27 protein-coding genes and 1 pseudogene are annotated in these 25851 nt (G+C 58.2%); 9 read left to right on the top strand and 19 right to left on the bottom strand.

The window, feature by feature from the left end; all coding sequences use genetic code 11:
* Positions 1-43 precede the first annotated feature (43 nt).
* Positions 44-868 (bottom strand): AraC family transcriptional regulator, encoded by an 825-nt coding sequence (locus BFP96_RS18065; protein ID WP_065898012.1) that lies wholly within the window; start codon positions 866-868, stop codon positions 44-46.
* A 184-nt stretch (positions 869-1052) separates the two neighbouring features.
* Here BFP96_RS18065 and BFP96_RS18060 point away from each other — a divergent pair, with 184 nt between their 5' ends.
* The 5 genes from BFP96_RS18060 to BFP96_RS18040 all read left to right on the top strand — a co-directional run bounded on the left by BFP96_RS18060 (position 1053) and on the right by BFP96_RS18040 (position 5981).
* Positions 1053-2192: a tyramine oxidase subunit B gene (locus BFP96_RS18060; protein WP_065897949.1), complete on the top strand. Its 1140-nt coding sequence runs from the start codon at positions 1053-1055 to the stop codon at positions 2190-2192.
* A gap of 33 nt (positions 2193-2225) precedes the next feature.
* Complete coding sequence (locus BFP96_RS18055) at positions 2226-2648, top strand: RidA family protein (protein ID WP_065891967.1); 423 nt, start codon at positions 2226-2228, stop codon at positions 2646-2648.
* Positions 2649-2706: 58 nt separating this feature from the next.
* Entirely contained in the window at positions 2707-3999 is a 1293-nt protein-coding gene (locus BFP96_RS18050; protein WP_065891966.1) for an NAD(P)/FAD-dependent oxidoreductase, read from the top strand.
* Between the two features lie 157 nt (positions 4000-4156).
* Complete coding sequence (locus BFP96_RS18045) at positions 4157-5011, top strand: alpha/beta fold hydrolase (protein WP_065936743.1); 855 nt, start codon at positions 4157-4159, stop codon at positions 5009-5011.
* Positions 5012-5498: 487 nt separating this feature from the next.
* Positions 5499-5981 carry an alginate export family protein gene (locus BFP96_RS18040; protein ID WP_256549107.1) on the top strand — a complete coding sequence of 161 codons (483 nt, stop codon included), beginning with the start codon at positions 5499-5501 and terminating at the stop codon, positions 5979-5981.
* A 225-nt stretch (positions 5982-6206) separates the two neighbouring features.
* Here BFP96_RS18040 and BFP96_RS18035 read toward each other — a convergent pair whose 3' ends face one another.
* Genes BFP96_RS18035 through BFP96_RS18025 form a run of 3 tightly spaced genes read right to left on the bottom strand, consistent with a single transcriptional unit; the run spans position 6207 to position 11851 of the window.
* A complete protein-coding gene (locus tag BFP96_RS18035; RefSeq protein ID WP_065936742.1) occupies positions 6207-7646 on the bottom strand; it encodes an efflux transporter outer membrane subunit in 1440 nt (479 codons plus the stop codon).
* A gap of 2 nt (positions 7647-7648) precedes the next feature.
* Entirely contained in the window at positions 7649-10789 is a 3141-nt protein-coding gene (locus BFP96_RS18030) for a multidrug efflux RND transporter permease subunit (protein ID WP_065936741.1), read from the bottom strand.
* 15 nt (positions 10790-10804) lie between these two features.
* The gene (locus BFP96_RS18025; RefSeq protein WP_240997019.1) at positions 10805-11851 is read right to left on the bottom strand and encodes an efflux RND transporter periplasmic adaptor subunit; all 1047 of its coding nucleotides are present in this window, start codon (positions 11849-11851) and stop codon (positions 10805-10807) included.
* Positions 11852-12310: 459 nt separating this feature from the next.
* On the opposite strand from BFP96_RS18025, the gene BFP96_RS18020 reads away from it, so the two are divergent.
* Entirely contained in the window at positions 12311-13261 is a 951-nt protein-coding gene (locus tag BFP96_RS18020) for a helix-turn-helix domain-containing protein (protein WP_083203300.1), read from the top strand.
* Positions 13262-13333: 72 nt separating this feature from the next.
* Here the strand turns inward: BFP96_RS18020 and BFP96_RS18015 are convergent, their stop codons facing one another.
* The 4 genes from BFP96_RS18015 to BFP96_RS18000 form a co-directional block, all read right to left on the bottom strand.
* The gene (locus tag BFP96_RS18015; RefSeq protein ID WP_065892124.1) at positions 13334-14284 is read right to left on the bottom strand and encodes an HlyD family secretion protein; all 951 of its coding nucleotides are present in this window, start codon (positions 14282-14284) and stop codon (positions 13334-13336) included.
* Positions 14281-14958, bottom strand: coding sequence for an ABC transporter ATP-binding protein (locus tag BFP96_RS18010; RefSeq protein ID WP_256549102.1), 678 nt, complete (start codon positions 14956-14958; stop codon positions 14281-14283). Before BFP96_RS18010 ends, BFP96_RS18015 begins: the two co-directional genes overlap by 4 nt.
* 80 nt (positions 14959-15038) lie before the next feature.
* Positions 15039-16169, bottom strand: a complete 1131-nt coding sequence (locus tag BFP96_RS18005; RefSeq protein ID WP_065936739.1) for an ABC transporter permease — start codon at positions 16167-16169, stop codon at positions 15039-15041.
* The gene (locus BFP96_RS18000; protein WP_065936738.1) at positions 16169-17629 is read right to left on the bottom strand and encodes an efflux transporter outer membrane subunit; all 1461 of its coding nucleotides are present in this window, start codon (positions 17627-17629) and stop codon (positions 16169-16171) included. The genes BFP96_RS18005 and BFP96_RS18000 overlap by 1 nt, the downstream gene beginning before the upstream one ends.
* A gap of 277 nt (positions 17630-17906) precedes the next feature.
* Here BFP96_RS18000 and BFP96_RS17995 point away from each other — a divergent pair, with 277 nt between their 5' ends.
* A complete protein-coding gene (locus BFP96_RS17995) occupies positions 17907-18500 on the top strand; it encodes a GNAT family N-acetyltransferase (protein ID WP_065936737.1) in 594 nt (197 codons plus the stop codon).
* 264 nt (positions 18501-18764) lie between these two features.
* On the opposite strand, the gene xerC is transcribed toward BFP96_RS17995, so the two are convergent.
* From xerC to BFP96_RS17975, 4 genes are read right to left on the bottom strand one after another with little or no spacing between them, the layout of a single operon-like run.
* Positions 18765-19799: a site-specific integrase gene (gene xerC, locus BFP96_RS17990; protein WP_065936736.1), complete on the bottom strand. Its 1035-nt coding sequence runs from the start codon at positions 19797-19799 to the stop codon at positions 18765-18767.
* On the bottom strand, positions 19800-20009 hold the full coding sequence (locus tag BFP96_RS17985; RefSeq protein WP_065869984.1) for a DUF4224 domain-containing protein: 210 nt from the start codon (positions 20007-20009) through the stop codon (positions 19800-19802).
* 3 nt (positions 20010-20012) lie between these two features.
* A complete protein-coding gene (locus BFP96_RS17980) occupies positions 20013-20231 on the bottom strand; it encodes a hypothetical protein (protein WP_065936735.1) in 219 nt (72 codons plus the stop codon).
* A gap of 36 nt (positions 20232-20267) precedes the next feature.
* Positions 20268-20534, bottom strand: coding sequence for a hypothetical protein (locus tag BFP96_RS17975; protein ID WP_065936734.1), 267 nt, complete (start codon positions 20532-20534; stop codon positions 20268-20270).
* A 130-nt stretch (positions 20535-20664) separates the two neighbouring features.
* Here BFP96_RS17975 and BFP96_RS17970 point away from each other — a divergent pair, with 130 nt between their 5' ends.
* On the top strand, positions 20665-20907 hold the full coding sequence (locus BFP96_RS17970) for a hypothetical protein (protein ID WP_065887091.1): 243 nt from the start codon (positions 20665-20667) through the stop codon (positions 20905-20907).
* 35 nt (positions 20908-20942) lie between these two features.
* On the opposite strand, the gene BFP96_RS17965 is transcribed toward BFP96_RS17970, so the two are convergent.
* The 7 genes and pseudogenes from BFP96_RS17965 to BFP96_RS29315 all read right to left on the bottom strand — a co-directional run.
* The gene (locus BFP96_RS17965; RefSeq protein ID WP_065936733.1) at positions 20943-21812 is read right to left on the bottom strand and encodes a hypothetical protein; all 870 of its coding nucleotides are present in this window, start codon (positions 21810-21812) and stop codon (positions 20943-20945) included.
* A gap of 49 nt (positions 21813-21861) precedes the next feature.
* Positions 21862-22236 (bottom strand): hypothetical protein, encoded by a 375-nt coding sequence (locus BFP96_RS17960; protein WP_139113419.1) that lies wholly within the window; start codon positions 22234-22236, stop codon positions 21862-21864.
* A complete protein-coding gene (locus BFP96_RS17955; protein ID WP_065936731.1) occupies positions 22236-22667 on the bottom strand; it encodes a hypothetical protein in 432 nt (143 codons plus the stop codon). Before BFP96_RS17955 ends, BFP96_RS17960 begins: the two co-directional genes overlap by 1 nt.
* 87 nt (positions 22668-22754) lie before the next feature.
* Complete coding sequence (locus BFP96_RS17950) at positions 22755-23420, bottom strand: hypothetical protein (RefSeq protein WP_139113418.1); 666 nt, start codon at positions 23418-23420, stop codon at positions 22755-22757.
* A 73-nt stretch (positions 23421-23493) separates the two neighbouring features.
* Positions 23494-23886 carry a hypothetical protein gene (locus tag BFP96_RS17945; protein ID WP_065936729.1) on the bottom strand — a complete coding sequence of 131 codons (393 nt, stop codon included), beginning with the start codon at positions 23884-23886 and terminating at the stop codon, positions 23494-23496.
* Between the two features lie 10 nt (positions 23887-23896).
* Positions 23897-24424 carry a hypothetical protein gene (locus BFP96_RS17940; protein WP_065936728.1) on the bottom strand — a complete coding sequence of 176 codons (528 nt, stop codon included), beginning with the start codon at positions 24422-24424 and terminating at the stop codon, positions 23897-23899.
* Between the two features lie 316 nt (positions 24425-24740).
* Positions 24741-25091 (bottom strand): annotated as a pseudogene (locus BFP96_RS29315) (DNA cytosine methyltransferase); the annotation flags it as partial.
* Positions 25092-25130: 39 nt separating this feature from the next.
* Here BFP96_RS29315 and BFP96_RS17930 point away from each other — a divergent pair.
* Positions 25131-25835, top strand: a complete 705-nt coding sequence (locus BFP96_RS17930; RefSeq protein WP_139113417.1) for a hypothetical protein — start codon at positions 25131-25133, stop codon at positions 25833-25835.
* The last annotated feature ends 16 nt before the right edge of the window (positions 25836-25851 follow it).

Below are 25851 nucleotides of genomic sequence, written 5' to 3'. Positions count from 1 at the left end.
GAGGCGCTAAATAATTTTTTCGGCGAGGGCAGGGGACAGGGATTCAGGCGAAGCAGATGCGGTCGTTATAGGCGTTTCGCAGCATTTTGCGTTGGTATTCGCAGGGCGTGGTACTGACCAGTTTCTTGAAGTCGCGCAGGAAGTGCGACTGATCGGAAAAGCCCAGGTCCAGGGCCAGTTCCGAGAACGACACATCGTGTTGGGTATTGAGGGTTTCCAGCGCCGCCTGGCAGCGGATGATCCGGCAGAAGGTCTTGGGCGACAGGCCCGTGTCCTGGCTGAACTGACGATGAATGGTGCGGCTGGTGTAGCCACTGAGGTGTTCCAGCTGTTGGATGCGCAGGTCGCCGCGATGGGCGAGCGCCTGTTGAATGACCATGGCCGTCAACTTCGAGGTCCTGCCCATCAGGCGCGGGATCAGATAGTCGTTGAACAGCTTCATTTGCTCCTGCAACTGCGGGGCCTGGACGATGCTCTCGAAAATGCGCTGAGCAAACGCAGACACCTCCAGCAGGTCCCATTCCCGTTCGGTCAGGTCCTCGGCCATTACGGTGATAAAGCCGGGAATCACCCCCGGCGAAAAGCGCACGCCAAAATAATGATGACCCTGCAGCAACTCCACGCGCTGCGCCACCAACGGCGTGCCGCAAATCCTCACGCTGGGGCGCGTGGGGTCACAGTCGAACACGATGTCCACACAGCCATCCGGAACCGCCAGCAGGTCGGCCGAGTGGGCAACGTCGAAGGCGTAAAAATGCGAGATCGCCGGGTGATCCGAAGGCATTACCGAATAGCGCGATGAATTGAGTACGAACCAGGGTTGTTCGTATGCAGTGTGGTGCTTCAGCGGCGCACACAGGTTGACCATGACCGGACCTTTAAATGGTGTTATGCGCGAATATTCAGGCATTTATCGCGCCAATTCCTGCGCGCGGAATAGATGTCGATGTCCGAAATTTACAATACCGCCCAAGTTCGCCCGCTGATACTCAAGGTCGATAGCGTGGAGCCGCGCCTACCGCGGTGATATCACCTTCAGTCCGAGAATAATTATGTCCATTACTACAAAAATAGACTTCATCTACTTGTCCGAGCAGGACATGATCCGCGCCGGCGTGACCGACATGCTCGCCTGTGTGAACACCATGGAAGAGATGTTCGCGCTGCTGTATAGCGGCGACTATCGCATGGCTGGCCCGAACAACGATTCCCACGGCGCAATGGTGATATTCCCCAAGGAATCGCCGTTCCCGAACATGCCCAAGCCCACCGCTGACCGGCGCATGATGGCGATGCCGGCCTACCTGGGCGGCAGTTTCTGCACCGCAGGCGTCAAATGGTACGGCTCCAATATTGCCAACCGCGACAAGGGCCTGCCCCGCTCGATCCTGATGTTCACCCTCAACGACCCCGACACCGGAGCACCGTTGGCGCATATGTCCGCCAACCTGCTGTCGGCCTATCGCACCGGTGCGATCCCCGGTGTGGGTGCACGCCACCTGGCGCGCAAGGACTCGAAAGTGGTCGGCCTGCTCGGCCCGGGCGTGATGGGCAAGACCACGCTCGCCGCATTCATCGCCGTTTGCCCGTTAATCGATACCTTGAAAATCAAGGGCCGTGGCGAGAAGAGCCTGAATGATTTTCTTGCCTGGGTGAAGGACACCTACCCGCAGATCACCACGATTAAAGTGGTCGACAGCCTCGAAGAGGTGGTCCGTGATTCCGACCTTGTTACTTATTGTAGCTCCGGTGAGACGGGCGACCCCTCAAAGTACCCAATTGTGAAGCGCGAGTGGGTCAAGCCGGGTTGCTTCATGGCGATGCCGGCGGCCTGCTCGCTGGACGAAGGCATGGAGCGCGCCGACGTGCGCAAGGTGCTGGACAACACCGGCCTTTACGAAGCCTGGTTCGAAGAACTGCCCAAGCCTGCGCACCACAACGTGCCGGTGATTGGCGTGCGGTTCATGGACATGATCGCCGAAGGCAAGATGCAGCTCGAGGAGCTTGAAGACATCGGCAAGATCATCGCCGGCGATGCCCGGGGCCGCCGCAACGATGAAGAAATCATCATCATGTCGGTCGGCGGCATGCCGGTCGAAGACGTGGCCTGGGGCACGGTGGTGTACCGCAATGCGATCGAAAGAGGCATCGGCGTGAAGTTGAATCTGTGGGAAACCCCGGAGCTGCGCTGAGCCATTCCCTTTACAACTGACGAGACCTTCGACATGACAAAAATCATCAAGCTCAAGACCGGTTCCCCGTTTGAAGACCAGGCCAGCTATTCGCGCCTGGTGGTGGTGGACAACTGGATCTATGTGTCCAACACCGCCGGCCGCAACCCGCAAACCAAGCTGATCCCCGAAGACATCCTCGAGCAGACGCACCAGGTGTTCGCCAACATCGAGTCGGCCTTGAAGGCAGTCGATGCCAGCCTGGCCGATGTGGTGTGCTCGCGGGTGTTCATCCAGGACCCCAAGGATGTGCCGGCGGTAATGGCCTTGATCGGCGAGAAGTTTCGCGGCGTCGACCCTGCCAGCACCGTCACGTGCCCGCCGCTGGGCTCGACGGTCTACAAGGTGGAACTGGAAGTGACGGCTTATCGCAACGCTTCCAAGGCGCAAGTCGAAGTCATTCGCCTGTCGCAGTAACCCGTTATGCGGCCGTGCGTGTGCGCGGCCGACCTCTATTGCTTATCGAGTCTTGATCATGGCCCCGACGATTGCGCCCGTGAATACGTCCACCGAGTTTCCCACCGCGACCAGCGTCGTCATTATCGGCGGCGGCATCATTGGCCTGACGGCTGCACTGACGCTGGCCGAACGCAATATTCCGGTAGTGGTGCTGGAAAAAGGCCGTATCGCCGGCGAGCAGTCCTCACGCAACCTGGGCTGGGTGCGCAAGACCAGCCGCCACGCGCACGATATTCCGCTGGCCCTGGCCGCAGACCGTTTGTGGGCACAAATGCCTGAGCGAGTGGGCGCGGATGTGGGCTACCGGCAAGAGGGCATCATGTTCGTCGCCCGCAACGACACGCAGCTGGCCATGCATGAAGGCTGGCTCAAGTCGGTCGACCACCTGTCCCTTGATTCTCGGATGCTGAGCAAACGCGAGATCGAACAGTTGGTGCCGGGCGGCGCGGGCAATTGGTCCGGCGGCATCTACACGCCGTCCGACGCGCGTGCGGAGCCGACGCTGGCCAGCAGTGCGATTGCCAAGGCCGCCATGGCCCTGGGCGTGGTCATCATCGAGCAGTGTGCGGTGCGTACGTTGCAGATGTCTGCCGGCAAAGTCAGTGGCGTGGTCACGGAAAAAGGCGAGATCCGCTGCGACCAGGTATTGCTCGCGGGCGGTATGTGGTCGCGGCGCTTCTTGGGTAACCTCGGGGTGTCATTGCCGACCCTGGCCTTGACCTGCTCGGTGTTGCGTACCCACCCGATGGAGGGCCCGACGGAAATTGCCGTGGGCGCTCCGGACTTTTCGTTTCGCAAACACAAGGATGGCGGTTTCATCGTTACTCAGCGAGGCAAGCTGGACGCTTTTCTGACCCTCGATCACCTGTTGCTTGCCAAGCAATACATGCCGCAATTTCGTGCGCAGCGCAGCGTGTTGAACGTGTCGCTGGGCAAGTATTTTTTCAACGACCTGGCGCTGCCCAGGCGTTGGTCGGCCGACAGTGTCAGCCCGTTCGAACGTGTACGCATGCAAGACCCCGCCGCCAACCCGCGGCTCAACAATGATGCGATGAACAACCTCAAGGCGGCCTGGCCGGTATTCGAGCAAGCCCGGATCGCCCAGACCTGGGCAGGCACTATCGACGTGACTCCGGATTCCAACCCGGTAATAGGCCCGGTCGCACAGATTCCCGGGCTGACCGTGGCGACCGGTTTTTCCGGGCACGGCTTTGGTACTTCACCGGCGGCGGGTCACCTGGCGGCGGATATCGTCAGCGGGCACACGCCCATCATCGATCCAAGCCCTTATCGTTTCGACCGTTTCTAAGTCGACCCAGGCCCCTGATGCCACTGTAGGAGCGAGCTTGCTCGCGAAGAACTCAAATGCACCGCGTTCATACAGGATGCCCGCGTTATCGTTGACGTTTTTCGCGAGCAAGCTCGCTCCTACAGGAAAATCTTAACTGTACTTACGGAGCAAACCCATGTCCCCAGACAGCCGCTTTTTCATCAATCGCACCGGCTTGCGTTTGCATTTTCTACGTTGGGGCGATCCGAGCGGCGTGCCGCTGGTGTTGTTGCATGGCTTGCGCGCCTATGCACAGACCTGGGAGTCGCTGGTCGAGGCCTTGGGTGCCGGTTATTGTGTCTACGCGCTCGACCAGCGCGGTCGCGGCCTGAGTGACTGGGGCCCGGCCGCGAGCTATCACACGCAATCCTATGTCGAGGACCTGCAGGACTTCGTCGCTGATGTCGGCTTGCAGCGCTTCGTGTTGCTGGGCCATTCGCTGGGCGGCGCCAATGCCCTTGAGTACGCACGGCAGGCACCGGGACGCTTGATGGGGCTGATCATCGAAGACATCGGCCCCGGGTCGTCGAGCCAGGGCGACGGTGCGGCGCGCATCCGCCGCGAGATGAACCAGACCCCCCTGCGGTTCGACGACTGGCAAGCCGCCCGCGCTTTCTGGCAGGCGTCCCGCCCGGGCTTGTCGGAGCAGGGCCTGGCGTCACGCCTGGCGCATTCGATGAAGGAGAGCGAGGGCGCGATCATTTGGCGCCACGATCAGCAAGGCATCGCCGAGGCGCGCCTGAGCATCGAACCGACGGACTTGTGGCCGGCGGTGCGCGCCCTGGATTGCCCGACCCTGTTTATCCGCGGCGCGCGTTCGGATTTCCTGCCGGCGGCGACGCTGCAAGCGATGCGTGACTGCAATGCACAGGTGCGCACCGCCGAAGTTGCGGATGCCAGCCATTATGTGCATGACGATCAAGGCGAGGTGTTCAACGCGCTGGTCATTGAATTCCTTGAAAGCCTGGCGACGCCGGCCCCGTCAGCGTAGGTATCTATTTACAGCGCTCCTGGTCCAAATGTGGGAGGGGCGGTGCGACGATTCGACTTGCTCCCAATGGCGGCCTCAGAGCCGACCAGGATTTTGAGTCGATCCTGGCTCAAATGTGGGAGGGGGCTTGCTCCCGATGGCGGCCTCAGGGCCGACCAGGATTTTGTGTCGATCCAGGCCCAAATGTGGGAGGGGGCTTGCTCCCGATGGCGGCCTCAGAGCCGACCAGGATTTTGAGTCGATCCTGGCTCAAATGTGGGAGGGGGCTTGCTCCCGATGGCGGCCTCAGAGCCGACCAGGATTTTGAGTCGATCCTGGCTCAAATGTGGGAGGGGGCTTGCCCCCGATGGCGGCCTCTGGGCCGACCAGGATGCTGGATCAGTCGAGTACATATCCGTTGCTGCGGTAACGGCCACTTAGGGTTCCGCCCTGACGGCGGCTCACTTTTGAAAAGCGCAAAAGTCCAGGTTCTATCGGTTCGACCTACGTGCACGGCCTGGATGTGGAAGAGAAATACGCCTTCGGAGATCGGGCTGAGCGCAAGGGCATGAACGTCTACAGCATCCGTGGACAGGGCAATGCCGGGATCGAGAACGCCGATTTTGCGTTCGAAGTGGCCCGTCAGGAAAAGCGTTCGGGCTCGCAGCGGGCGATGTTCTTCGACGCGGGTTACACCTTCGTCGACAAGCCATGGCAACCGACCGTCAGCTATCGTTATTCGCGCTATTCCGAAGGCTGGGACTTCCTGTTCCAGGGCGGTTATCGCAAGCGCCTGCAGGGAGAAATCGGGCTTAATTATGCGGGCTCCGTAACCTCGAATATGGAGATCCACGACGTGCTCCTCTCGGTCAAGCCGAGGCGTTCAACTATCACCAGCTGTCCCGTCGCCATGAGTTGGACTTCGCTGCGCAGGAGGTCGATTTTTTTGTCGATTGGGCGGTCACGGAGAACATCACGCTGTCGCCGCTGATTGGCTTCTACAAACCGGAGAAGTGGCTGGGCAACGGTGGCCGGCAGAGCGGCGACGCCTCAACCAACACCTACATGCAGTTCATTGTGTGGGCGACGTTCTGAGTCGTCTGAGTCGTCATTGAGGGCTGGTGCAGTCAGGGCAGGCGTTGACGTTTTGCGTCAACGCCTCCTTGCGTTCATGCCCATGGTTTCTCGAATCTGCTCAACCCCTTCTCGTGTCAGCTCAACCCTTCGGCGCGGCAATAGCCGCGCCGCTGCGGTCCTGCAAACCCCCTCCCAGAGACTTGTACAGCGCGACTGTGTTGACGATATCGTCACGTCGCAACTCCAACAACGCCTGGCGTGCGGCGTAGAGCAGGCGCTGTGCGTCCAGCAGCTCCAGCCTGCCATCCAGCCCCGCCTGATAGCGCAGGGTTGACAGCCCAAGGCGGCGTTCCGCGGTCTTTACGGCACGTAGTTGCGCTTCGATTTGTCTATCGAATGTCGCTGTACCGGCCAAGGCGTCCGCGACCTCCCGAAAAGCCGTCTGGATGGTGCGCTCATAGAGGGCAATGGCTTCGGATTTACGCACCTTGGCCAGGTCCAGTTCGGCGCGCAGCTGCCCGGCCTGGAACAGCGGTTGGGTCACCTGAGGCACGAATCTCCAGACCTGCCGCGAGGGGTCGAACAAATCCCCGATTGATGAGCTGGCATAACCAAAAGAGGCAGTCAGTGAAATTCGCGGAAAGAACGCCGCACGCGCGGCGCCGATATTGGCGTTGCTGGCGATAAGGTGTTGTTCGGCCTGGCGCACATCGGGACGCGTCAAGAGCACGTCAGCCCGCAGTTCGGCGGGCAGTCGTGCGATGACGGGTTGCCGTTCCAGCGGCAGTGCCGAAGGCAGATCGTTGGGCAGCTCGCTGCCGACAATCAATTGCAGGGCGTTGCCGGCCTTGGCAAGCGTACGCTGACGTGCCTGCAAGTCGGCTTCGGCCAGTGCGACCTGGTTTTCGGCCTGGGCGACGTCCAACTCACTGCTCTGCATCGACGTCTTCATCAGGCGAGCCAGTTCCAGGGACACTCGCCAATCCGCGAGTGTGCGCTCGGCCAGTTGGCACTGCTCACGGGCCAGTTGCTGTGCGAAATACGTCTCGGCAACGGCACTCACCAGGATGATCTGAGCAGCGTCACGGCCATTTTCACTGGCGAAGTAGCGTGCCAGCGCGGCATCGGAAAGTGCCCGTACACGTCCGAATAGATCCAGCTCGAACGCATTGATGCCCACGTTCACACCCACCTGCTGAGTGACTTGGCGATTTTCGCTGCCCTGGCCGCTCACGCCTGCGGCCCGCTCGCGAGTGGCGCTTGCATCGGCGGACACGGAAGGAAAACGTCCGGCGATTTGAATCTGTGACATGGCCCGGGCGGCTTCGACATTCAGCGTAGCCAGACGCAGATCACGGTTGTTCTGCAGCGCCAGGTCAATCAACCGCTGCAAACGCAGATCGCCGAACATCGTTCGCCAGCCCAGGGCTGCAGCCGCCAACGAAGCGCCTGAGTTCATCGCGGCCCCTTCCTGCAGTGGAAAGTGCGAAGGAACGGGCAGCGCCGGACTGTCCAGCTTGGGCGTCAGCACACAGGCGGACAGGCAGCCAGCCAGGGACAAGCAAACCAACAGGCGCATGTTTAATTTTCCGGGGTCATGGTTGAGGTGCTTTTGGAGCGTCGTGCACGCCATGCCTGGAAGCGTTCCTGGCTGCCGATTACGAAGACGAAGAACGCGGGCACAAAGAACACCGCCAGCAAGGTGCCACTGAGCATCCCGCCGAATACGCCAGTGCCGATTGCATGCTGGGTTTCCGCGCTGGCGCCCGAGGCGAGCATCAGGGGGACAACGCCGAGAGTGAAGGCCATGGACGTCATCAGAATCGGGCGCAGGCGTAGCCGAGAGGCGGTGACTGCCGCGTCGATCAACGTTCGGCCTTCAGCATGCAACTGGCGCGCGAACTCTACGATCAAGATGGCATTTTTCGCCGACAAACCAATGATTGTGATCATCCCGACTTTGAAAAATACATCGTTGGGCAAGCCTCGCAGCATCACTGCGGCGACTGCCCCGAGCAGGCCCAATGGCACCACCAGCACCACTGAAAGAGGAATCGACCAGCTTTCGTACAATGCCGCGAGTACCAGGAAAACCACCAACGCTGACAACAACATCAACAACGGCGCCTGCGCCGCCGACTGTTTTTCCTGTAGCGATTGGCCTGTCCACGCCACGGCGAAGCCCTGGGGCAACTGCGCGACCAGGCGCTCCATTTGCGCCATCGCCGCTCCGCTTGAGACACCTTCGGCAGCGCCACCGGTAATGCGCACCGCCGGGAAACCCTGGAAGCGCATCATTTGCTGGGGGGACTCGGTCCACACCGGCGTCACCACTTCGCGCAACGGCACCATGCCATTTGTCGAGTTGCGTACACGCAGGCTCAGTACGTCTTCCAATTGCATACGCGCAGCGGCATCGGCTTGCAAAATGACGGATTGCAGGCGTCCTGCGTTGGGAAAGTCGTTGACGTAGAGTGAGCCCATGGCCGAAGACAACGTGCTGTTCACGGCGGCGAACGACAGGCCCATTGATTCGGCCTTCTGCCGATCAATCTCCAGTCGGACGCTCTCGCCAGGTGGCAGGCCATCGGCGTAAACGCCGCTGACCAGCTTGTCCTGCGCGGCCAGTTTCAGCAGTTGCGCCTGGGCCGCCAGGAGCGCTTGCTCTCCACGATTTGCCCGATCCTGTAGAAAAAAGGTGTAGCCGGACGACGTGCCCAGGTCATCTATCGGCGGCGGCATCAGGCTCATCGTGGTGCCTTCGACACTGTCGGTCATCGCGCTCTGGGCCAGCGCGGCCTCATTGCTCGCTGTCGCACCATTGCGTTGATTCCAGTCCTTGAGCATGGTGAACGCCATGGCCGTGTTGGGGCCGGAACCTGCGAAGCTGAAGCCCTGCACCACCAGGTTGGCGGCAAGCGCCGGACGTGACGCCACATGGGCTTCGAACGCCTTGACCACATCCAATGTGCGCTCGCTGGTTGCGCCGGTTGGCAATTGGATCGATGTCATGAAATAGCCCTGATCCTCCTCAGGCAGAAACGAGGAGGGCAACTGCGCCATGGCAACGGCCAATACGGCGCATATCGCCGCAAAAATCAGCATCATCCTGCCGCTGCGCCCGACCATTTGGCCTACGCGCTCGCTGTAGCGGCCAGTGAGTCGCTCGAAGGCTCGGTTGAACGCACCGAAAAAGCCGCGCTTGTCGTAATGACCAGGCGTGACCGGGCGTAGCAGCGTTGCGCAAAGCGCGGGCGTCAGGGTCAACGCCAGCAGCGCCGAGAACAGGATCGATACCACCATGGACAGGGTGAATTGCTGGTAGATGACGCCGACGGACCCGGTGCCGAATGCCATGGGTATGAACACCGCCGTGAGCACCAGGGTGATCCCGATCACCGCACCGCTGATTTCCTTCATGGCCTGGGACGTCGCCGCTCTTGGCGATAACCCCTGGGTAGCCATCAGGCGTTCCACGTTTTCCACCACGACGATGGCATCATCGACAATGATGCCAATGGCCAGCACCATGCCAAACATGGTCAATGCGTTGATCGAGAACCCCGCCAGCAACATCACGGCGAAGGTGCCGAGCAGGGCGATGGGTGCAACGATGGCGGGGATCAACGTGTAACGTACTTTTTGCAGGAACAGGTACATCACCAGAAATACAAGGACCATGGCTTCGAGCAAGGTATACACGACCTTCTCGATAGAGACCTTGACGAAGGGTGCTGTGTCGAAGGGGATGGAGTACGACATGCCTGTCGGCATGCTGGGTGCCAGCTCGGCCAATCTGTCGCGCACCGCCTGGGCGGTGCGCACGGCGTTTGCGCCTGGCGCGAGCTGAATGGCGGCGCTGGTCGCGACCTTGCCGTTTTCTCGATTGGAGAATGCGTAGGATTGCGCACCCAGCTCGACACGCGCTACGTCGCCAATCAGCACTTTTGAACCGTCCACATTGGCGCGCAGTACGATAGCCGCAAACTGCTCCGGGGTTGATAGCTGCCCTTGCACGGTCAACGGGATTGTCAGGCGCTGGCCGGGCAGTGTGGGTTCGTCACCCAATCTACCCGGGGCGATCTGCGCATTCTGCTGCTCGACTGCCAGGGCCACATCACTCATGGTCAAGCCGAACGCCGTCAGCTTGGCGGGCTCCACCCAAATACGCATGGCCTGTTCAGCGCCGAATAACTGCACGCGACCCACGCCTTTGATCCGTCGTAGCTCCTGCACCACATTACGTGCCAGGTAATCGTTGAGGGCGAGTTCACCGAAGCGCAAGTCGGGCGATGTCATGCCGATCATCATCAGAAAACCCGACGCCGCCGACTCGACCTGCATGCCGTTCTGACGCACCACCTGCGGCAGGCGTGTTTCGACCGCCTTGACGCGATTTTGTACATCGATCTGGGCCATTTCGGGGTTGGTGCCAGGCACAAAAGTGGCGCTGATCTGCGCGGTGCCCGATGCGTCGACAGCGGATTCGAAGTACAGCAGATTCTTCACGCCTGATAGTTCACGCTCAATCAGGCTGACGACCGAGTCGTTAAGCGTTTGCGGCGAAGCCCCCGGATAACTGGCCGTCAGGCTGACTGACGGAGGCGCTACCGAGGGGTAACGCGCGATCGGTAGTTGCGGAATGGCAATAAGGCCGAACAATACAATGAACAACGCGATCACCCAGGCGAACACCGGGCGATTGATGAAAAACTGAGACATGAGGGGGTTCTCTGCCTAACGCGCAGTGGCGTTGAGTGGGAGCGCAGCGGCATTCGCCTGCCAGGAGGCGGCGCTGACTTGCGCGTTTTCGGTCAGGCGCTCCAGACCCTCGATGACCACGAGCTGTCCAGCGCTGAGCCCGGACACCACGCGGTAGCGGCGATCGACCAGTTCCCCCAGTTCGATTGCGACAGCGTGTGCCTGCTCCTTGGCATCTATCACCCACACGCGTGCCTGGCCGCCGCTACGCAGTACGGCTTGCTGCGGTACGCTCAGCGCCTGCGGATAATCGGCCAGTGGCACCCGCGCTTGTACAAACAGGCCTGGCAGCAGCTGGCGATGGGGGTTGTCGACCAGTATGCGGAGCAACACGTCTCCGGTACCTGCATCTACATTAATCCCGGAGAACAGGATGCTGCCGTTGAGGCCGGTGGGGTTGCCGGAACTGTCGAGAATCTCTACGGGCAAGCCAGGCGCGCGTTGACCGTCCTGGGCGCTGAGTGATTCACGCAGCGAGCGCAGTGTCGATGCGGTTTGACGAACATCGACATACACTTGGTCAATCTGCTGGATTCTCGCCATCGGTGCGCTGTCAGTTGATGACACAAGCGCGCCTTCGCTCACCAGGGTCTGGTCAATGCGTCCGGCAATCGGCGCGTCGACTGTCGCGAACCTCAGGTCCAGCCGGCGTCGAGCCAGGGTTGCCTTGGACTGGGCGACATCCGCCTCAGCCTGATCGCGCAGTGATATGGCGTCGTCGTAGACTTGGCGGCTGACTGCCTCGGCGTGCATCAAAGGCGAAAGCCGTTCGGCCTGGATACGTGCGCGTTTCAATGCAGCCTGCGCTTTGAGCACCAGCGCTGCAGCGCTATCGACTTCGGCTTTGAAGGGGGCCGGGTTAATCTGAAACAAGGCCGTGCCGGCAGTCACTTCAACGCCCTGATCAAATAGACGCTTGTTCACGATGCCGCTGATCTGCGCGCGAATGTCGGCAGTGCGAACTGCCGAAACACGGCCAGGCAGTACCTCGCTGACTTTTATGGAAGCGGGTTCAAGGGGCATTACGGAAACCTGTGGGATAGGCACGTCGTCGGCGACTTGCCCCTCGGGGTGACACCCGGTTAAGGCGAACATAAAAAGCCCGATCCATAAGGGACACGGTCGCCTGGATCTAAAAGACATACCTGAATAACCTCATTAAAAATATTGCCAGGCTCAAGGCCATGGCGCTCGAATGGAATGTTCAACTAAAAGAGTTGGGATTCATTCGACGTTATGTGTAGGTAGTGTGGATTTTGAAACTAACGTGGCGGGCGGTAATGATGTTCGGAGTATCCGAAAACAGTAGCGTGGTTAAATCTCCATCAAAACTCCATCGTTTCTCCACACGGTCTTGGCATTGTTCATGGAGCATGCGTTATATATAAATAGCCCCTGAAAACCTGGCGCTGAATCGATCTGGCTGTTGGCAATAACGGTTGAGTCAGGGTGCGCAGAGGCAAGTTGGCACAGGTCGATAGAATGAAATTTGATGGTTTTAATCAGCGGCTTAGACAGGCGATTGGCGGTGAAACAATTTATTCATTCGCGAAGAAAAGTGGTATTTCCGAACCCTTGTTGCGCAAATATTTGAGTGGTGAATCTGTCCCGAGTCTGGAAAAAGCCTGGAAAATGGCCGTCACGGCCAATGTCTCGCTTGATTGGTTGGCGGGGAAGGGAGCCCCGCACGTTATCCAGCAATCAAGCAGTATGGTATCCCTGGATCACAACTCACAACGTTTGAGCATTCCTCCTGGTGACGGCGCTGTCAAAGAATTTGGCGGGTTCAGCGCACGCTTGAAAAAAGCGCTGGGCGATGAAACACCCCACGCATTTTCAAATAAATGCGGAATTGCTAACAGTTCGCTATACAGTTATCTAAAAGGACGGGTTGTACCTAATATTGAAAGGGCCTGGAAAATGGCTGTCGTCGCCAACGTATCACTTGATTGGTTGGCGGGTGGGGGCTGTAAGGAGAGTCAGCCCGATCAAAATGGAGCAGGCAGTGGGGATAATGACGCCTACGTCTATATTCCACTTTACGAGCCTGTTTTGCGTGGCCGTAAGGGTCCAGGGAATCTCAGCGCAAACGTTCTCACCCACCTTGCGTTCCCCGCCGACTCATTGCACAAACAGAAACTGTGCCCGCAGCAGCTTTTAGCGATTCCAGTAATGGGTGATTCGATGGCTGGAATATTGAATGCGGGCGATATCGTAATGATTGACCTGGAACGCAACCAGCTCGATGCCGATGCCCTCTATGTGATTCGGTTGAACGACCAGTTGTATGCCAAGCGGTTGCAGCGACTTTCGGACGGTTCGGCATGCATCATCAATGAAAACAAGGCATACCGTGATGTGCTCGTAACAAAGGCTCAGGTCAATGATATTGACATTATGGGCCGTGTGATATGGACCTCCAGCTGGATGTAGGCGCTCAATATCGGGAAGCCTGCGTAGCGGCGTTGGCGCACAAGCGACATGCCGCAGGCAGAAGCGAGTGCGTTATTCCGCATCAGCGGGAAAAGGGCTATGGAAGCGTTTGCGCTGGCTGCGATCAACGCCAAAATGTACCAACATCCTTTGTCCTATACGTACGGAAGCGGGCACCGCCTGATCGAGCACCAATATGCATTCGACGGTACGCAGATTACCGCGTGTCTGCGGATCGTCCTCAAGCGTGCTATTACCAAACACAGGGCTGACACGCAGTACATGGGCAGATATGGCCGGTAGTCCGCTGCCGGTATCATCGGTGACTTGTGCCTTCATACCCGGGACAACGATGCCGATAAATGACTCGTTCAACTCGGCCCGTATGATGCGCTCTGTAGTGGGCAATAATATGAATGCGGGTCCTGATGACGCGGAGAGAGACGCGCCCAGTTGAACAAAACTACGAACAATCTGCGCATCCGCGGGTGAAACAATATTGCGCTGTTCCAGTTCATAGCGCGCACTGGCCAGTTTTCTCTTGGTGACGGCTGCGTCCGCGTCATTATCTTCAATGCGATCGTGCAACTGCTGCGCAGCTTCACGCGCATCGTCAGCACTCTGTTGATCGCCGGCCCCGACGCTTGCAGCGGTCGTCAACCGTTTGGCCTTTAGATCAGCGGCCTTGAAGTGTCTGGCCAATTGCTTGGCGCGAACCTCGAGTTGTTGTTGCTCGGCCTGCGCCGCACTGACGGCCAGTTGCGCAAGTTCGCTGTCCAGGGAGGCTAGCAATTGGCCTTTACGTACCTGATCGCCCTCGCTTACCCAGATTTTTTTCACGACACCCTCTCGCTGCGTGCCAAGCTTCAAGACCCCGCCTTCAACATCGAGACGGCCGCGCGCGATGGCCAGGTAGGGAGGGGCGGCAGGCACTGCGCCTGAAGAGGTGTCTTCCATACCGCAGCCGGTAAGACCCAGGGCGAGAACCAGTGCCAGCAATGGCCGAAACGAACCCGGATTCATAACACATGTTCCTTTTTACTGACGATGTTGATTGCGTGGGAGAAAGAGGCGTGGTCAGCCAGGATTCGACCGTCTTCAATGGTCAAGACACGGTCGCTATGATTTATCAGTCGTGGGTCATGGCTTACGCACAACACCGTTGTGCCTCGATTGCGCGCAATCTTGTGCAGTATGTCGATAATGATCTGGCCGTTGGCCGCATCCAATGCGCTGGTGGGTTCGTCGGCGAACAGCAGTTCAGGTTCCTTTGCCACGGCTCGCGCAATGGCGACGCGCTGCTTTTCACCGCCGGACAACTCGGAAGGACGCAGGTGCATGCGCGGCCCCAGGCCAACGTCTTCCAAGGCTTGGGTAGCACGTCTGGTGACGTCCTTGGCCGAGAGACCGAGGTAGCTCAGGGGCAGCTCGACCTGTTGCAGCGCATTCAAGGCAGGAAACAGATTGAAACCCTGGAAAATAAATCCCGTGTGTTGCAGGCGAAATTTTTCCAGCTCATGGGTATCGAGTTTCCCAAGGTCATGCCCCAGCGCGGTAACGCGGCCTTGTTCCGGCCGTTGCAAGCCGCTGAGAATTGCCAGTAACGTACTCTTGCCACAGCCGGACGGTCCTGAGATCAACGTCAGCTCGCCTGGCCTTATCGCCAGATTGACATCATGCAGCACAGCCGTAGTCACGCCACCCGCTATAAAGGATTTGCGAATATTGCTTGCCTGAAGTGTGGCTGGAATTGCTGATCTTAACGGTTTCATAAGGCCTATCTCAGAAGACTCGCCGGATCGGCTTGACGTAAGGTTCGAATGGCTGCCAGTCCGGATACCAGCGCCAGAATCATGCTTAGCAGCAGGCAAGCCCCCACCGCAGCGGGTGAAATTTCCACGGGAACGTTGAAATGCCAGGCGATGGCGAACAATCCGCAAGCCAGGATGCTGCTGCCCAGCAGGCCGATCGCCCCGACCCAGAACGCTTGCTCCATCACCACTTTGCGCAGCGCGTTGACGCCGACGCCAAGCGCGTTCAAGGTCGCGTATTCACGAATGGAACCGGCCACTGCGGCCACCAGGGTTTGGCTGGTAATCACCGCACCGACCAAAAATACGATGGCGGCCATGAACAACACCCCAGCCCCGGCCCCGGTGTCGAAAATCCAATACATCTGTGAGCGATGAGCAAATTGCTCTGCAGTCCAGACCGCGTAGCTGCCGAACGCCGTCGCCCCTTCGAGACGACCGGCAACCGCATCCGCCTGGGCCGGATCGCGCACTTTGGCCACCAGGTAGGTGGTGCGGTCACTGGCGATGGCGGTATCGAGTAGCCGGGCGGTGGACAACGACGTCAGCACATTCACACCCCCCAACGCCCGCAGTCCGCCGGTGATGCCCACGACGTGCACGCGACGGCCGTTAATGGTGGCCACGTCCCCCAGATTGACGCCCAGGGTGACCAGGTCGGCGCGGTCGACGATGACGGCTCCCGGCTCGTTCAAAAGCGCGCGTAGCGGCGTAGCCAGTAGTTGCTGAAACATCAATCCACGTGGCCCTGTCTCAATACCAGAGACAAATACCGAGACACCGCCGGTATCGCGTGCGCCTCGCCAATCGGCATCCAGCCATTGAAATTGCTCAACCCTGGTGATGTCGGGATCCATGCGCAGACGCATCTCCACGCCGGCGTCTATCGTTCGGCCCAGGTTGACGCTTTGAGTGCCTGGGAATCCCACCCAGAGATCAGCGGCGGAGCGGGTGATATAAACACTGGCGCTACTGAAGATTCCCGTCACCAGACCCACCTGGAGCAATTGCAGCAATCCGGCAAAACCCACCGCAATAATCGCGGGAAGGAACCGGCGCCATTCGTAGAGGAGCGTTTGACGCGCAAGGGCAACCATCAGTCAATGTCCTTCAGGGTATCTGCCGGCAATGGCGCACCGCCTAATGCTTTGTACAACGTGATGTAGGCCAAACCTCGCTCGGCGTTGGCGCGAGCCACCTGTTGCTGGGCGTTCAGCTTCTCAATCCGCGCATCGTCGATGTCCAGTTCACTCAGTAAACCCAATCGAGCGCGTTGCTCCAGCGCGTCAAGGTAAGCTTGAGATTCGGTTAACGCGTGCAGGGACGACTGTTCATACACACGCAACTGTTCGAGGTCTCCCAGCGCGGTTTCGGTTTCAGCGACGCCCTGTAATACGGATTGTTGATAGGCCAGGACCGCGGCCTGCAGTTGATGGTCCTTGGCCTGTGCATTGGCCAATCGCTGACCCCAGTCGAACAACGGGATACTTATCCCAGGTCCGGCCGAGAAGATGCTGTCGCCACTGCGCGTTCGTTTGCGGTTGCTGGCAATATTGACTGACCACTGCAATGACGCACCCAAACTGATACGCGGATAGATATCGGCCCGACTCATACCCAGTTCGCCCGCGGCAATGAGTACCTGAGCTTCGGCAATACTGATTTCAGGCCGCGTTCGCAATAGGTCAGCCGGTAAGCTGGTCAGCTGCCAAGGCCCCAGTTTGGGTGGGGGGCCGGGCTGCAGCCACAGCGGATCCGGCTCGCTTTGTCCGACCAGTAGCGCTAACTGTTGCGCGCTTCGGTTTATGGTTTGTCGTGGTGCATTCAGCGCCATTGTGGAACGCGCCAGTTCGGCACGCGCCTTTGCAATTTCAGTCGAGGCGGTGAGATTCAGGTGCTCGCGAACAAGCAATAATTCCAGCTTTTTACGTTGCACTTGCTCAATGGCGCTCAAAGTGGCTTCAAGCTGCTGCGCCGCGCGCAGTTCGATCCAACGACTGCTCACCTCTGCGACCAATGACACGCGTACCGTGCGTAAGTCGCCCGTCATCAGCGCTTCATGGCCATGGGCAAGACGATCGGCACTCTGTTTTGCCCCAAACAACGGGAGCTCCCATTGTGCGTCGAGCCCCAGGAGCAAGTAAGACGTGCTGGTGTCGGGGCTGACGGCATCGGTGGTTTTTATTCCCAGTGCGGGCAAATAGGGCGACTGCGCGCGCTGACTGAGTATTCGTGTTGCCCGTAATCGCTCTGTTGCCTCGGCAACATCCAGGTTTTTCTGTAAGGCGCGAATCACCAATGCGTCCAGCTCGGGATCACCGAACGCATGCCACCATTGCTTGAACTCCGGGTGTGCAGGCGCGGTGTAGGGACGTGAGTTACGCCATGCGTCAGGCGGCGCCGGGTTCAGCGGAGGCAGCGGCGCCACGGAGCAACCGGCAAGCACCAATAGCACTATTAGCGAAAGAGCCAACCTAGTCCTACTTGTTCTAAGTCTGATAAAAGGCTTGATGTTCTTCACCTGGTAGTAAATGGCTGTTCGAAGCTTTAGGGGCATGTGGTTAATTGCAAGAACCGCATCGTAGGTAGCGGTTCTGTATGGTTATTTTATTTTTTCAATAAGGATGGATCTTCTGAGCGCAGAGGTAGGGTTTTGCCCGCATGCTGATAGTTGGGTTTTAAGCGTTATCGTTGCAAATGGCGGATGTCCCGCAGCGGATGCAATGGTACTTACCCAATGTGTGCTTTTGCGCAAGGCTTGATGGAGAGTTTGTGGAGAAAGTGCTTTTGATTAGCGAGGCGGTGTAGTGATATGGGGTATTACAGGAACCGGCATGGAGCCGCGTCAGAAAAAAGTGAGCCATAAATTGTCTGAAGAATTTCCAGAATTCTCGCTCAGGAGAATCAAGCTGAGAAAAGTCCGCCCTGGGGATGTTGCCTCTGTTTACGCAGGACTGTCGGATCCCCGTGTGGTCGCTCAGTACGGTGTTTCCTATGCAAGCCTGGCTGCTACCGATGAGCAGATGAGGTGGTTCGAGCACATAGTCGTGCAGAAGACTGGAATGTGGTGGGCTATCGCCCTGAAGACCGATGACGCAATGATCGGAGCATGCGGCCTGAATGATTGGTGCCACAAGCACCGCAAGGCTGAAATCGGCTATTGGTTGATGCCAGAGCACTGGCGACAAGGCCTTCTGACTGAAGCTCTGCCGTCAGTTGTGCGGTACGGCTTGCGCAATATGGGCCTCCATCGTATCCACGCAGACGTAGAGCCCGATAACGAGCCCAGCTGCGCGCTTTTGAAAAAACTTGGGTTTCACCTTGAAGGAACGCTTCGTGACGTTGAGCTGAAGGAGGGCAAGTTTTTAAGCCTCCACCAGTTCAGCTTGCTTGCATCAGACGCGGGTGCAGAGCGGTTCCTGGATTAATTAGCGCGACGGGTTATGTGGGTCTAATCATCGCGGAGCACAAAAGATAAGGGCCTGCCCAGGTTTCCCCGGCAAGCCCTTGATATCTATGGTGCCCGAACCCGGAGTCGAACCGGGACGCCTTTACAGGCGGGGGATTTTAAGTCCGCAATTTAATCGTTTAAAAACAAGCATATAGCGTCAATTCTGCACCGCTATGAGTTATATTCCTCACCCTTGCAGCCCTTTGTTTTCAAGGGGGCGAAAATGATTGCGGTGCAGAATTCACCTCGTCGGCGTGACCTTTTTGCCGATCCTTTTGCGGATGTAGTTCTCGGTCATGACCACGGTGGTGTGCCCGAGCTGATCACGAGCTTGCAAAATGTCGCCGCTCGATTCTGCCTTGTCGGTACCTGCCTTAGCGCGCAAGTCGCGCATCTGAAAATCTCCTTTCTCAACACCGGCTGCTTCCCGTGCCGCGTCAAACCTTCCGCGCAGCATGCTGCTGGTCATTGGCTGCCCGTTTTCCATAACGATGAGCCTGCTTGTCCTGATCTGGTACCCATCCTTCCTGGCCATGATTCGATCAATCACAACCTTCAGCTCACCCGTTATCTCAATTCTCCTTTTTGCATTGGTCTTGCCTTGCTTTACGGCCAGCCTGTTGTCGCGGATGTCTCGCTCATCCATTTTCAGGGTGTCAGCGATGCGCTGCCCGGTCAGGTAGAACAAATCGAGCGCGTCCCGTAGCGGCTGTTCAGCGTGCTGATACACCAGGGCGAACATCTCGTCCTCGATGTATTGATCTCGTCCAGATTCCTTGTGACCCTTAACGCCGGCGCACGGGTTGGCCAAGGCCGTATAGCCGCTGCTGCGGGCAAAGTTCCAGATGGCGCTAAGTAACGCCTTCTCGCGATTGGCTCGCACTGGCGCAGTCTTGCCGCGCTGGCGCAGGTACTGTACGACGTGCTGCGGCTCGATCGCTTCCAGCGGTGCTGGCGGATCGTCGAAGAACTTCAGCAGTTGCTTCAGCTCTCTGGCGTTATCCTTCTGCGTGGCCAACCCTTTGGTGGGCACCACCTCGAGCATGTAAATGTTCGCAACGTAGGCAAAGGTGAGTATGCCCTGTACCAGGGCCGAGGACGCGCGGCTCTTTTCGAGCTTTGCGTACTCCACGATAGCTATTCCGTAGTCGCTGCCCAGGGCGATCTCTTTTCTGGGCGTGCCTCCGAGATCGTAGTAGTAATAGATGGTCCCGCTGCGTTGCTTGCGCTTCCTGAGGCGTGTGACGCTGTCAGGGTTTGTTGGCTTCCTTCCCATTTAACTCACCAGGCGTGGCTGCCATTTCGGTTTTTCTGCTGATGCTGCAACCGGTTCGCCGGTGAGGGCGTTGGCAATGACGCAAGGCCAGCCGCTGCGCTTGATGGTGTGGCGAATTCCGTTTCTTTTGAGAACCTGCACCTGGCCAGCTTTAGTTTTTGCGCCCGTGAGCGTGCAAACTTCCTCGTGCGACAGAAAATGAATATCCATACTCTACCTCGCTCCGGCCGTGGGCCGCGCTGTCTTGATGATGTGGATTGCCATGCCGAAGCTGATCAGCAGCCAGGTGATGAAGCCGCCAAAGGCCGCGATGATTTCCGCTGTTCCGCCGGATTCGAGCAGGGCAGGGATGCCCACGACAAAGCCTACGACGGTGCAGATTAGGTACACGGACAGCCCCAGCAGGATCAGGGTGAGTTTGATTGCGAACATGTGGTGTCCTTGCCGCGCTGGGCGGCAGAAGGTGGGTTAGATTTTGAATTCGGCAGCTGGGGTGAGTTTTCTGGCGTAGTCCAGTAGGTCAGCAGACCAGTTCCGACCTACGCCGTCATCGAAGGCGAACAGCATCCCGCTCAAGGCTTTTTTCAATTTCAGGTTTTCATCCATGTGGTCGGTGCAGATCCTTACTGCATCCAAACTTGCACTGGTGAGCGCTGCAACTTGCCCTTTCAGAACGGCATGCTCTTGAGCGATTTCGATAAGCTGCTCCATCGACTTAATGATTTGTTCAGACATAGGAATACCTCGCCCGCCGCTCACCGGCAGGCATATAGGGGATTGGAGTAATGGCGTTTTGCCCGGATATCTGTGTCTTTTGGATGGGTGTAAAACGGATATTCATTCCACCCAGTCGCCAGGAGGGCGCGTGCCCCATCAACTAGATGCGCCAATTGCGCACGCGTACCGCGGCCAAACGATGTTTCTCAAGTTCGTCTGGCGGCGCCCTAACGACAAAGCACCGGTCGCTGCGAAGATCATCGAGCCGGCGCCCATTCATGGCCTGGGCGAAGTCGCAGCTGAGCTGATGGGACCTTGGCCCGACTACCCGTCCGCTATTGATGATGCGATGGCGGCGGCTGAGCGATGGGTCGATAGTCAATTGCCATGAAGTACCGCACCGGCAGGTATGTAGGGGGATTGGGGTTAGTCGCCGCAGAAGCAGTCGATGTCTTCGGCGAGATAGTCAAAATCGAAGTCGGTTTGCCTGGCGCGCTGCTCAGCTGACCAGCCCATCGTTTTGTAATCGGCTCGGTCTTGGCGGAACACCTGGCCGAAGCGTTCTTCGGTGCCCGACCACCAGATCACCCGGGACGGGTCGTCGATGATGGTCTTTATCAGCTTTCCTTCGCTTTTCTTCCAGCACAGGTCGCAGTTTCCGAAGTCAGAATCCATGCCCAGATCGAACGGCTGAGCTTTCCAGAACTCCGCAACGTCCTCCTTCGTGATGCCTGCGGTGTAAGAGGGGCAAAGGTTGTCCCATCGTGTGCCGCCGCGTTCGTTGGCAGCCATCATGCGGTGATAGCGCTTAGGCTCGTCGTAGCGGATGCCAACAACGCAGTCCCACTCGTCGTAGCCCAGGGCGCGCATGTGCTTCTCGCCGATTTTCACCTTCAGGTAAGCCGTGCACATGTTGTTCGAGAAGTTCGGCAACACCGGAGGAAGGTTCTTGACGTCTTTTCGGTATGCCGCGTAGTACTCGAGCATCATCGTGAAGGGCTCGCCATTGCGGCTGGCCGTCTCGAAATTAACCAGCTTGTACCACGGCGCATCGTCAGGCTGGCCGTACACTCGGCACCACTCCATCCAGACGATACCGACGTTCCATCGCTTGTCTATCTGATCAATGAACACCAACGTTTTTTCGCTCTCCTTACCGGTATTCTGGAAGAAGGCGTGAACATCAGCAGGGAGCTTTCCGCCGTGGGCGTCGAGGATCTTGCGTAGCATCTGCCCGCTGGTTCGGCCTCCGGAGACGCCGATCTGTGCCGGGCCGGTGATCAGGAAGGGATTCATGGCCTTGGCCCCTTGTAGATGAAGACGTAGGCGAACCAGAGGGTGGCGATCATAGTAAGTGCGCTCCTGCTTCCAGTAGGCCGTCCCGGTCTAAGCGCAGGTTTTCGCGCTCATGCCTGAGTTCGTCGCGCTCCCTTATCAAAGCCTTTATTGCCGTTGAGATGTTCCGGTGGCCGAGGGTGATTGTGATGGCCTGGGCTTCGTCGAAGAGCTTGACCTTCTGGTCTCGGTCGTCCGCTGCTCGCGCGGCCAGCTCTTTTTCGTGGATCTTGAGGCAGCGCTTGCAGGTGACGTACCGCCAGTCATTGGTGAGCTGTTCGTCGGCCATGTCGCCGTCTGTGCCGCAGTAGACGTGCTCCGGCGGATCCTGATCTGCCTCGGTTCCGCCATCCCATGGGTATAGGTGAACCGCGCGCCCGCTCATCAGCATTCACTCCAGTTCATGGCCTGGATGTATTCGCAGGGAATAATCAGGCGATCAGTCGGCACGGCGCTTTCGGTCTTGGCGTCGCCGAAATACGCGATGGCCGCCTGAGCTCGCTCGATCGACAAATGGGCATGCCGCAACTGCCAGGACTTCCGGGCTTTGTACGAGCGCAGCGCCAGAGCCCTGTTGGTGTAGGCGAATCGCCGCCCGTGATCGCCACCATCCTTCAGCACGCGTTTGCGGTACTGCTTCAGCATCGATTCACGATGCGGGCCGCCGAAGAGGTTGTTGTGGAATTCCTCCACGATGTACCAGCACTGATCGGTTTCGCCGATAACCACGTACTTTTTGCAGGTGACTTCCAGGCCTTTCGGGTCGAGCTCGTCGACGTAGCGATAATGGTCCGGGCCGAGTTTTATCTTTTCCATGGTCGAGCTCGTCCTTGCCGCTATAGCGGCTGACTTTGAAGGGGGAGGGGTTACAGGTTTTGCGGGTGGAGTACGGATGTACTCTTTTCAGGATTTAGCGATTACTGCAGCCCTTGCCTGCCAGCCAACCCAAGCTCGCTGGAGAGCTTCGTCGCAATACTCGCCGTAACGCGGGTCGTCTTTCGGCAGCAGGTCGCGAACATTGCTGAGTGGCGCCTGCGGCCACTCTTGGCGCACCCAGGACACGAATTCATCTCTCTCGTCTAGCACCGCTGCTATCGGCGCGAGCTGCTCGGCGCCGAACGCCAGATACGCAACCCACAGACCCTGCACATACTCGTCGGCGTAACCGGTTCGGTCGTCTCCACGGGCCAGGGATCGACCATCGAGGAAACCGTAGACCGGGTGCTTGGTTGCCATCACCCACTTCTGGAATCGCTCACGCTTACCTTCAACTTGCGATTTTGCGCAAGGTGCCGATTCAGCCTCCAATAGGGCGCGCAGTCGATCCCAAGCTTCTTTAGACTCGGTGGTCGAATGCCCGTGGATCAATACCAGCTCCAGATCCTCACGCAGAACGCCGTCAATCGTTTGGTTAGACATAAAGCCCTGCTCCTTTAAATGCCATGTCGCGACGCGATTCCCGGCAGCAAGTTGGGATAGGCGTTTCTTCAGCGACTGGAAAAATGGGTTGATTGATCCGTTTTTTGCAGGTGCGGCATTCGTAAAAAAAATGGGTTGGCTTCGGCGCACTCGCCATAAATCACCTCAGCAAATCAGTTGTGCCAGTGCCAGCAGGCACCAGCATTAGGCGGGGAGTTGGGTTTCACTGCTGGTTCCCGTCGCCTTGCATCAACCATTCAAGGCCTTCCGCCGTGAGCGGGTCTTGCGCACGCGTTCGGCTTTTTGCGGAGCGGTGGGCTACGCAAAACGGCGAGCTGGCACGCCTTGCAGAATCGCAGCCTGGGCAGGCGCAAGGCTTGCCGTCACCATCTGCTGGCTTGAAGAACTTGGCGATATCCCTTTCAAGGTCCGCCCACCCGCCACCCTCAATGACTGCGCGTGCGCGCCGGATCAGGTCAATTGCCAAGTCATTCCTCTCATTCGCTGCGGTCAGGCGCTGCTGAAGGGCGTCACGCTCCCGGATCGCCTGAGCATGCTTGCCGCGCCAGTGCAGCACGGCGTCCAGCTCTTCAACTGTTTGAATTGGCTTACTCATGCTCATGACCTCAATTGTCTGTGCCGGTGTAGGTGCGCCATGGCACCTTCACGCCGTTGACCAGAAAGCCCCAGTCACCACGCCACTTGCTGGTGATGAAGAGGGTGTAGACGCCGCCGGGTGAGACTTCATCGATTCGGTGGTACTCACCGTGCCGCAGGCTCGCGGTATCGCCAGGCTCTCGCCAGTAATTAATATCGGTGTGTCCTCCGGACTCCCATGTATGCCGGCGCTGCTCTTTGTAGAAGCCGCGCAGGATGACGGTGCGGGCGTTCCAAGGGTGGTCATGCAGGTCCTGGTCTTGGTCGTGCCGCATGATGTGGTGGATGCGGAACGACCACGGGCACCACCACAGCGCGGGCTTGTGCGTTTCGCGGGAGTAGGGGTTGAACAGCCACCAGCGGCCCATGTACATCTCAGTGCCGTCGGCGGACATGATGTGCAGGTATGGGGTGCGTTGGGCGCGGGCGATGAGCCAGGCGGCAACCGCCGGGCGCGCAAGCAGCTTGGCGACAAAGCGCCAGAACAGGTTGATCACGGGTAGTCCTTGCCGGGCCATGCCCGGGCGGTTGAGTGGGGGAGTTGGAAAAAACCCAAGAGGAAGGGTCGGCCGAGCTTTGAATTAATTGGGCACTTATAGACTACGAAGCCATATCGTTGGCTTTGAGTCTTCCAAGGAAGCTCAAGATGAAAAAACTTACCAAAGTGATAGACCTGGTCATCGCCATTATTCGGCTGGTCGATATGATCATCCGTACGGGCTGGTTGTGATCTGATGCAGAAGGCGCCTGCCGATCCAGCGAACCACGGTGACGGCCTTGCTGTTGCCGATCGCCTTGTAGCGGGGGCCGTCCGGGCATTCGCTGGCCGGCGCGAACATAGTCAACTGCATCTGCAAGCTCCACGTATTTGATGGTGAGGGCGCCGCGCGGGTCGGTGAGGCCTTCCCGCATACCGGCGACCGAGAAAGCCTGGCATGGGGTGCCGCCGACCAGCACGTCCGGCGCCGGTATCTTGCCGGCCAGCACCAGGGCGGCCAACTTGGTCATGTCGCCGTGGTTCGGCACGTCGGGGTAGTGGTGGGCCAAGACCGCCGAGGGGAAAGGCTCTATCTCGGCGAACCAGGCGGCCTTCATGCCCAGCGGGTGCCAGGCTACTGTCGCTGCCTCGATTCCAGTGCAGACGCTGCCATAGATAATGGGCATAAGGTATCCTTGATATCTATAAACATCGGGTGAATGTCCATGGGCGAAGTAAGTGATGAAGCGATGGCCGATGCCATACGAAGAATTCAGAGCGAAACGAAAGGTGACTCACATGCCCAACTATTTGGGACGGAGCATCTGGAAGGACGTAGGTTGGATTACGAACAGAGGTTCAGGAGTGTAAGACTTGCTACACTATCCGTCGCTCTTCTAGGTGTTCTTTCATCAACGATAGCCGTCACTTACCAGTTTCTAAACTGGGATAAAAAGACATCCGCCTTAAGTGATCTGATGGGCGGTGCGTTGCCGAAAAAATTTGCGACATCAGATCAAGTTGACAAACTAAGGTCCGAAATTCCAGATTGGGAAAGTGTTTTTAAGAGAGCCAAGACGTTGATCGCTAAACAGCGGGAGACTGATAATTCTCAAGGTCTTGATTACTTGCAGTATTCCGCGCTTGAGTCAAGCGTCATAAAAATCGACTCGAGACTTTCAGTTTTGGAACGTTCAATCTCTGATAATCCCGAAAAAGCATTATCAATTCCAATGCTTCGCAAGGATCAAGAAAATATGGCGAAGTCTATCGAGGCTAATAGAGTGGCAGTTGCTGTAGAGGTTGATCGTATCTACGATATGCAAAAGTGGATCTTAGGGGGAATTGGGACTGTTCTTTTTGCCGTTGTTACGGCGCTGTTTGCTGCTCTCTACAAGGCGGTGATGGGCAAGAGGGATGCCGATGGATAGTAGATGTTATTTATTA

Source organism: Pseudomonas sp. 34 E 7 (assembly GCF_900005715.1).
Classification (GTDB): domain Bacteria; phylum Pseudomonadota; class Gammaproteobacteria; order Pseudomonadales; family Pseudomonadaceae; genus Aquipseudomonas; species Aquipseudomonas orientalis_A.
This window is presented reverse-complemented; position numbering and strand designations above follow the sequence as displayed.

What these genes read in the sequence shown, in the direction of transcription:
- BFP96_RS17960 (WP_139113419.1), bottom strand. Translation starts at nt 22,236, where the DNA reads ATGAGCGGGCGCGCGGTTCACCTATACCCATGGGATGGCGGAACCGAG.
- BFP96_RS17945 (WP_065936729.1), bottom strand. Translation starts at nt 23,886, where the DNA reads ATGAGTAAGCCAATTCAAACAGTTGAAGAGCTGGACGCCGTGCTGCAC.
- BFP96_RS17955 (WP_065936731.1), bottom strand. Translation starts at nt 22,667, where the DNA reads ATGGAAAAGATAAAACTCGGCCCGGACCATTATCGCTACGTCGACGAG.
- BFP96_RS18000 (WP_065936738.1), bottom strand. Translation starts at nt 17,629, where the DNA reads ATGCCCCTAAAGCTTCGAACAGCCATTTACTACCAGGTGAAGAACATC.
- BFP96_RS17975 (WP_065936734.1), bottom strand. Translation starts at nt 20,534, where the DNA reads ATGTCTGAACAAATCATTAAGTCGATGGAGCAGCTTATCGAAATCGCT.
- BFP96_RS18065 (WP_065898012.1), bottom strand. Translation starts at nt 868, where the DNA reads ATGGTCAACCTGTGTGCGCCGCTGAAGCACCACACTGCATACGAACAA.
- BFP96_RS18015 (WP_065892124.1), bottom strand. Translation starts at nt 14,284, where the DNA reads ATGAATCCGGGTTCGTTTCGGCCATTGCTGGCACTGGTTCTCGCCCTG.
- BFP96_RS18020 (WP_083203300.1), top strand. Translation starts at nt 12,311, where the DNA reads ATGAAATTTGATGGTTTTAATCAGCGGCTTAGACAGGCGATTGGCGGT.
- BFP96_RS17980 (WP_065936735.1), bottom strand. Translation starts at nt 20,231, where the DNA reads ATGTTCGCAATCAAACTCACCCTGATCCTGCTGGGGCTGTCCGTGTAC.
- BFP96_RS17995 (WP_065936737.1), top strand. Translation starts at nt 17,907, where the DNA reads ATGGAGCCGCGTCAGAAAAAAGTGAGCCATAAATTGTCTGAAGAATTT.
- BFP96_RS17930 (WP_139113417.1), top strand. Translation starts at nt 25,131, where the DNA reads ATGGGCGAAGTAAGTGATGAAGCGATGGCCGATGCCATACGAAGAATT.
- BFP96_RS18050 (WP_065891966.1), top strand. Translation starts at nt 2,707, where the DNA reads ATGGCCCCGACGATTGCGCCCGTGAATACGTCCACCGAGTTTCCCACC.
- BFP96_RS17985 (WP_065869984.1), bottom strand. Translation starts at nt 20,009, where the DNA reads ATGGATATTCATTTTCTGTCGCACGAGGAAGTTTGCACGCTCACGGGC.
- BFP96_RS18005 (WP_065936739.1), bottom strand. Translation starts at nt 16,169, where the DNA reads ATGGTTGCCCTTGCGCGTCAAACGCTCCTCTACGAATGGCGCCGGTTC.
- BFP96_RS18055 (WP_065891967.1), top strand. Translation starts at nt 2,226, where the DNA reads ATGACAAAAATCATCAAGCTCAAGACCGGTTCCCCGTTTGAAGACCAG.
- BFP96_RS17965 (WP_065936733.1), bottom strand. Translation starts at nt 21,812, where the DNA reads ATGAATCCCTTCCTGATCACCGGCCCGGCACAGATCGGCGTCTCCGGA.
- BFP96_RS18060 (WP_065897949.1), top strand. Translation starts at nt 1,053, where the DNA reads ATGTCCATTACTACAAAAATAGACTTCATCTACTTGTCCGAGCAGGAC.
- BFP96_RS18045 (WP_065936743.1), top strand. Translation starts at nt 4,157, where the DNA reads ATGTCCCCAGACAGCCGCTTTTTCATCAATCGCACCGGCTTGCGTTTG.
- BFP96_RS18025 (WP_240997019.1), bottom strand. Translation starts at nt 11,851, where the DNA reads ATGCCCCTTGAACCCGCTTCCATAAAAGTCAGCGAGGTACTGCCTGGC.
- BFP96_RS18030 (WP_065936741.1), bottom strand. Translation starts at nt 10,789, where the DNA reads ATGTCTCAGTTTTTCATCAATCGCCCGGTGTTCGCCTGGGTGATCGCG.
- BFP96_RS18035 (WP_065936742.1), bottom strand. Translation starts at nt 7,646, where the DNA reads ATGCGCCTGTTGGTTTGCTTGTCCCTGGCTGGCTGCCTGTCCGCCTGT.
- xerC (WP_065936736.1), bottom strand. Translation starts at nt 19,799, where the DNA reads ATGGGAAGGAAGCCAACAAACCCTGACAGCGTCACACGCCTCAGGAAG.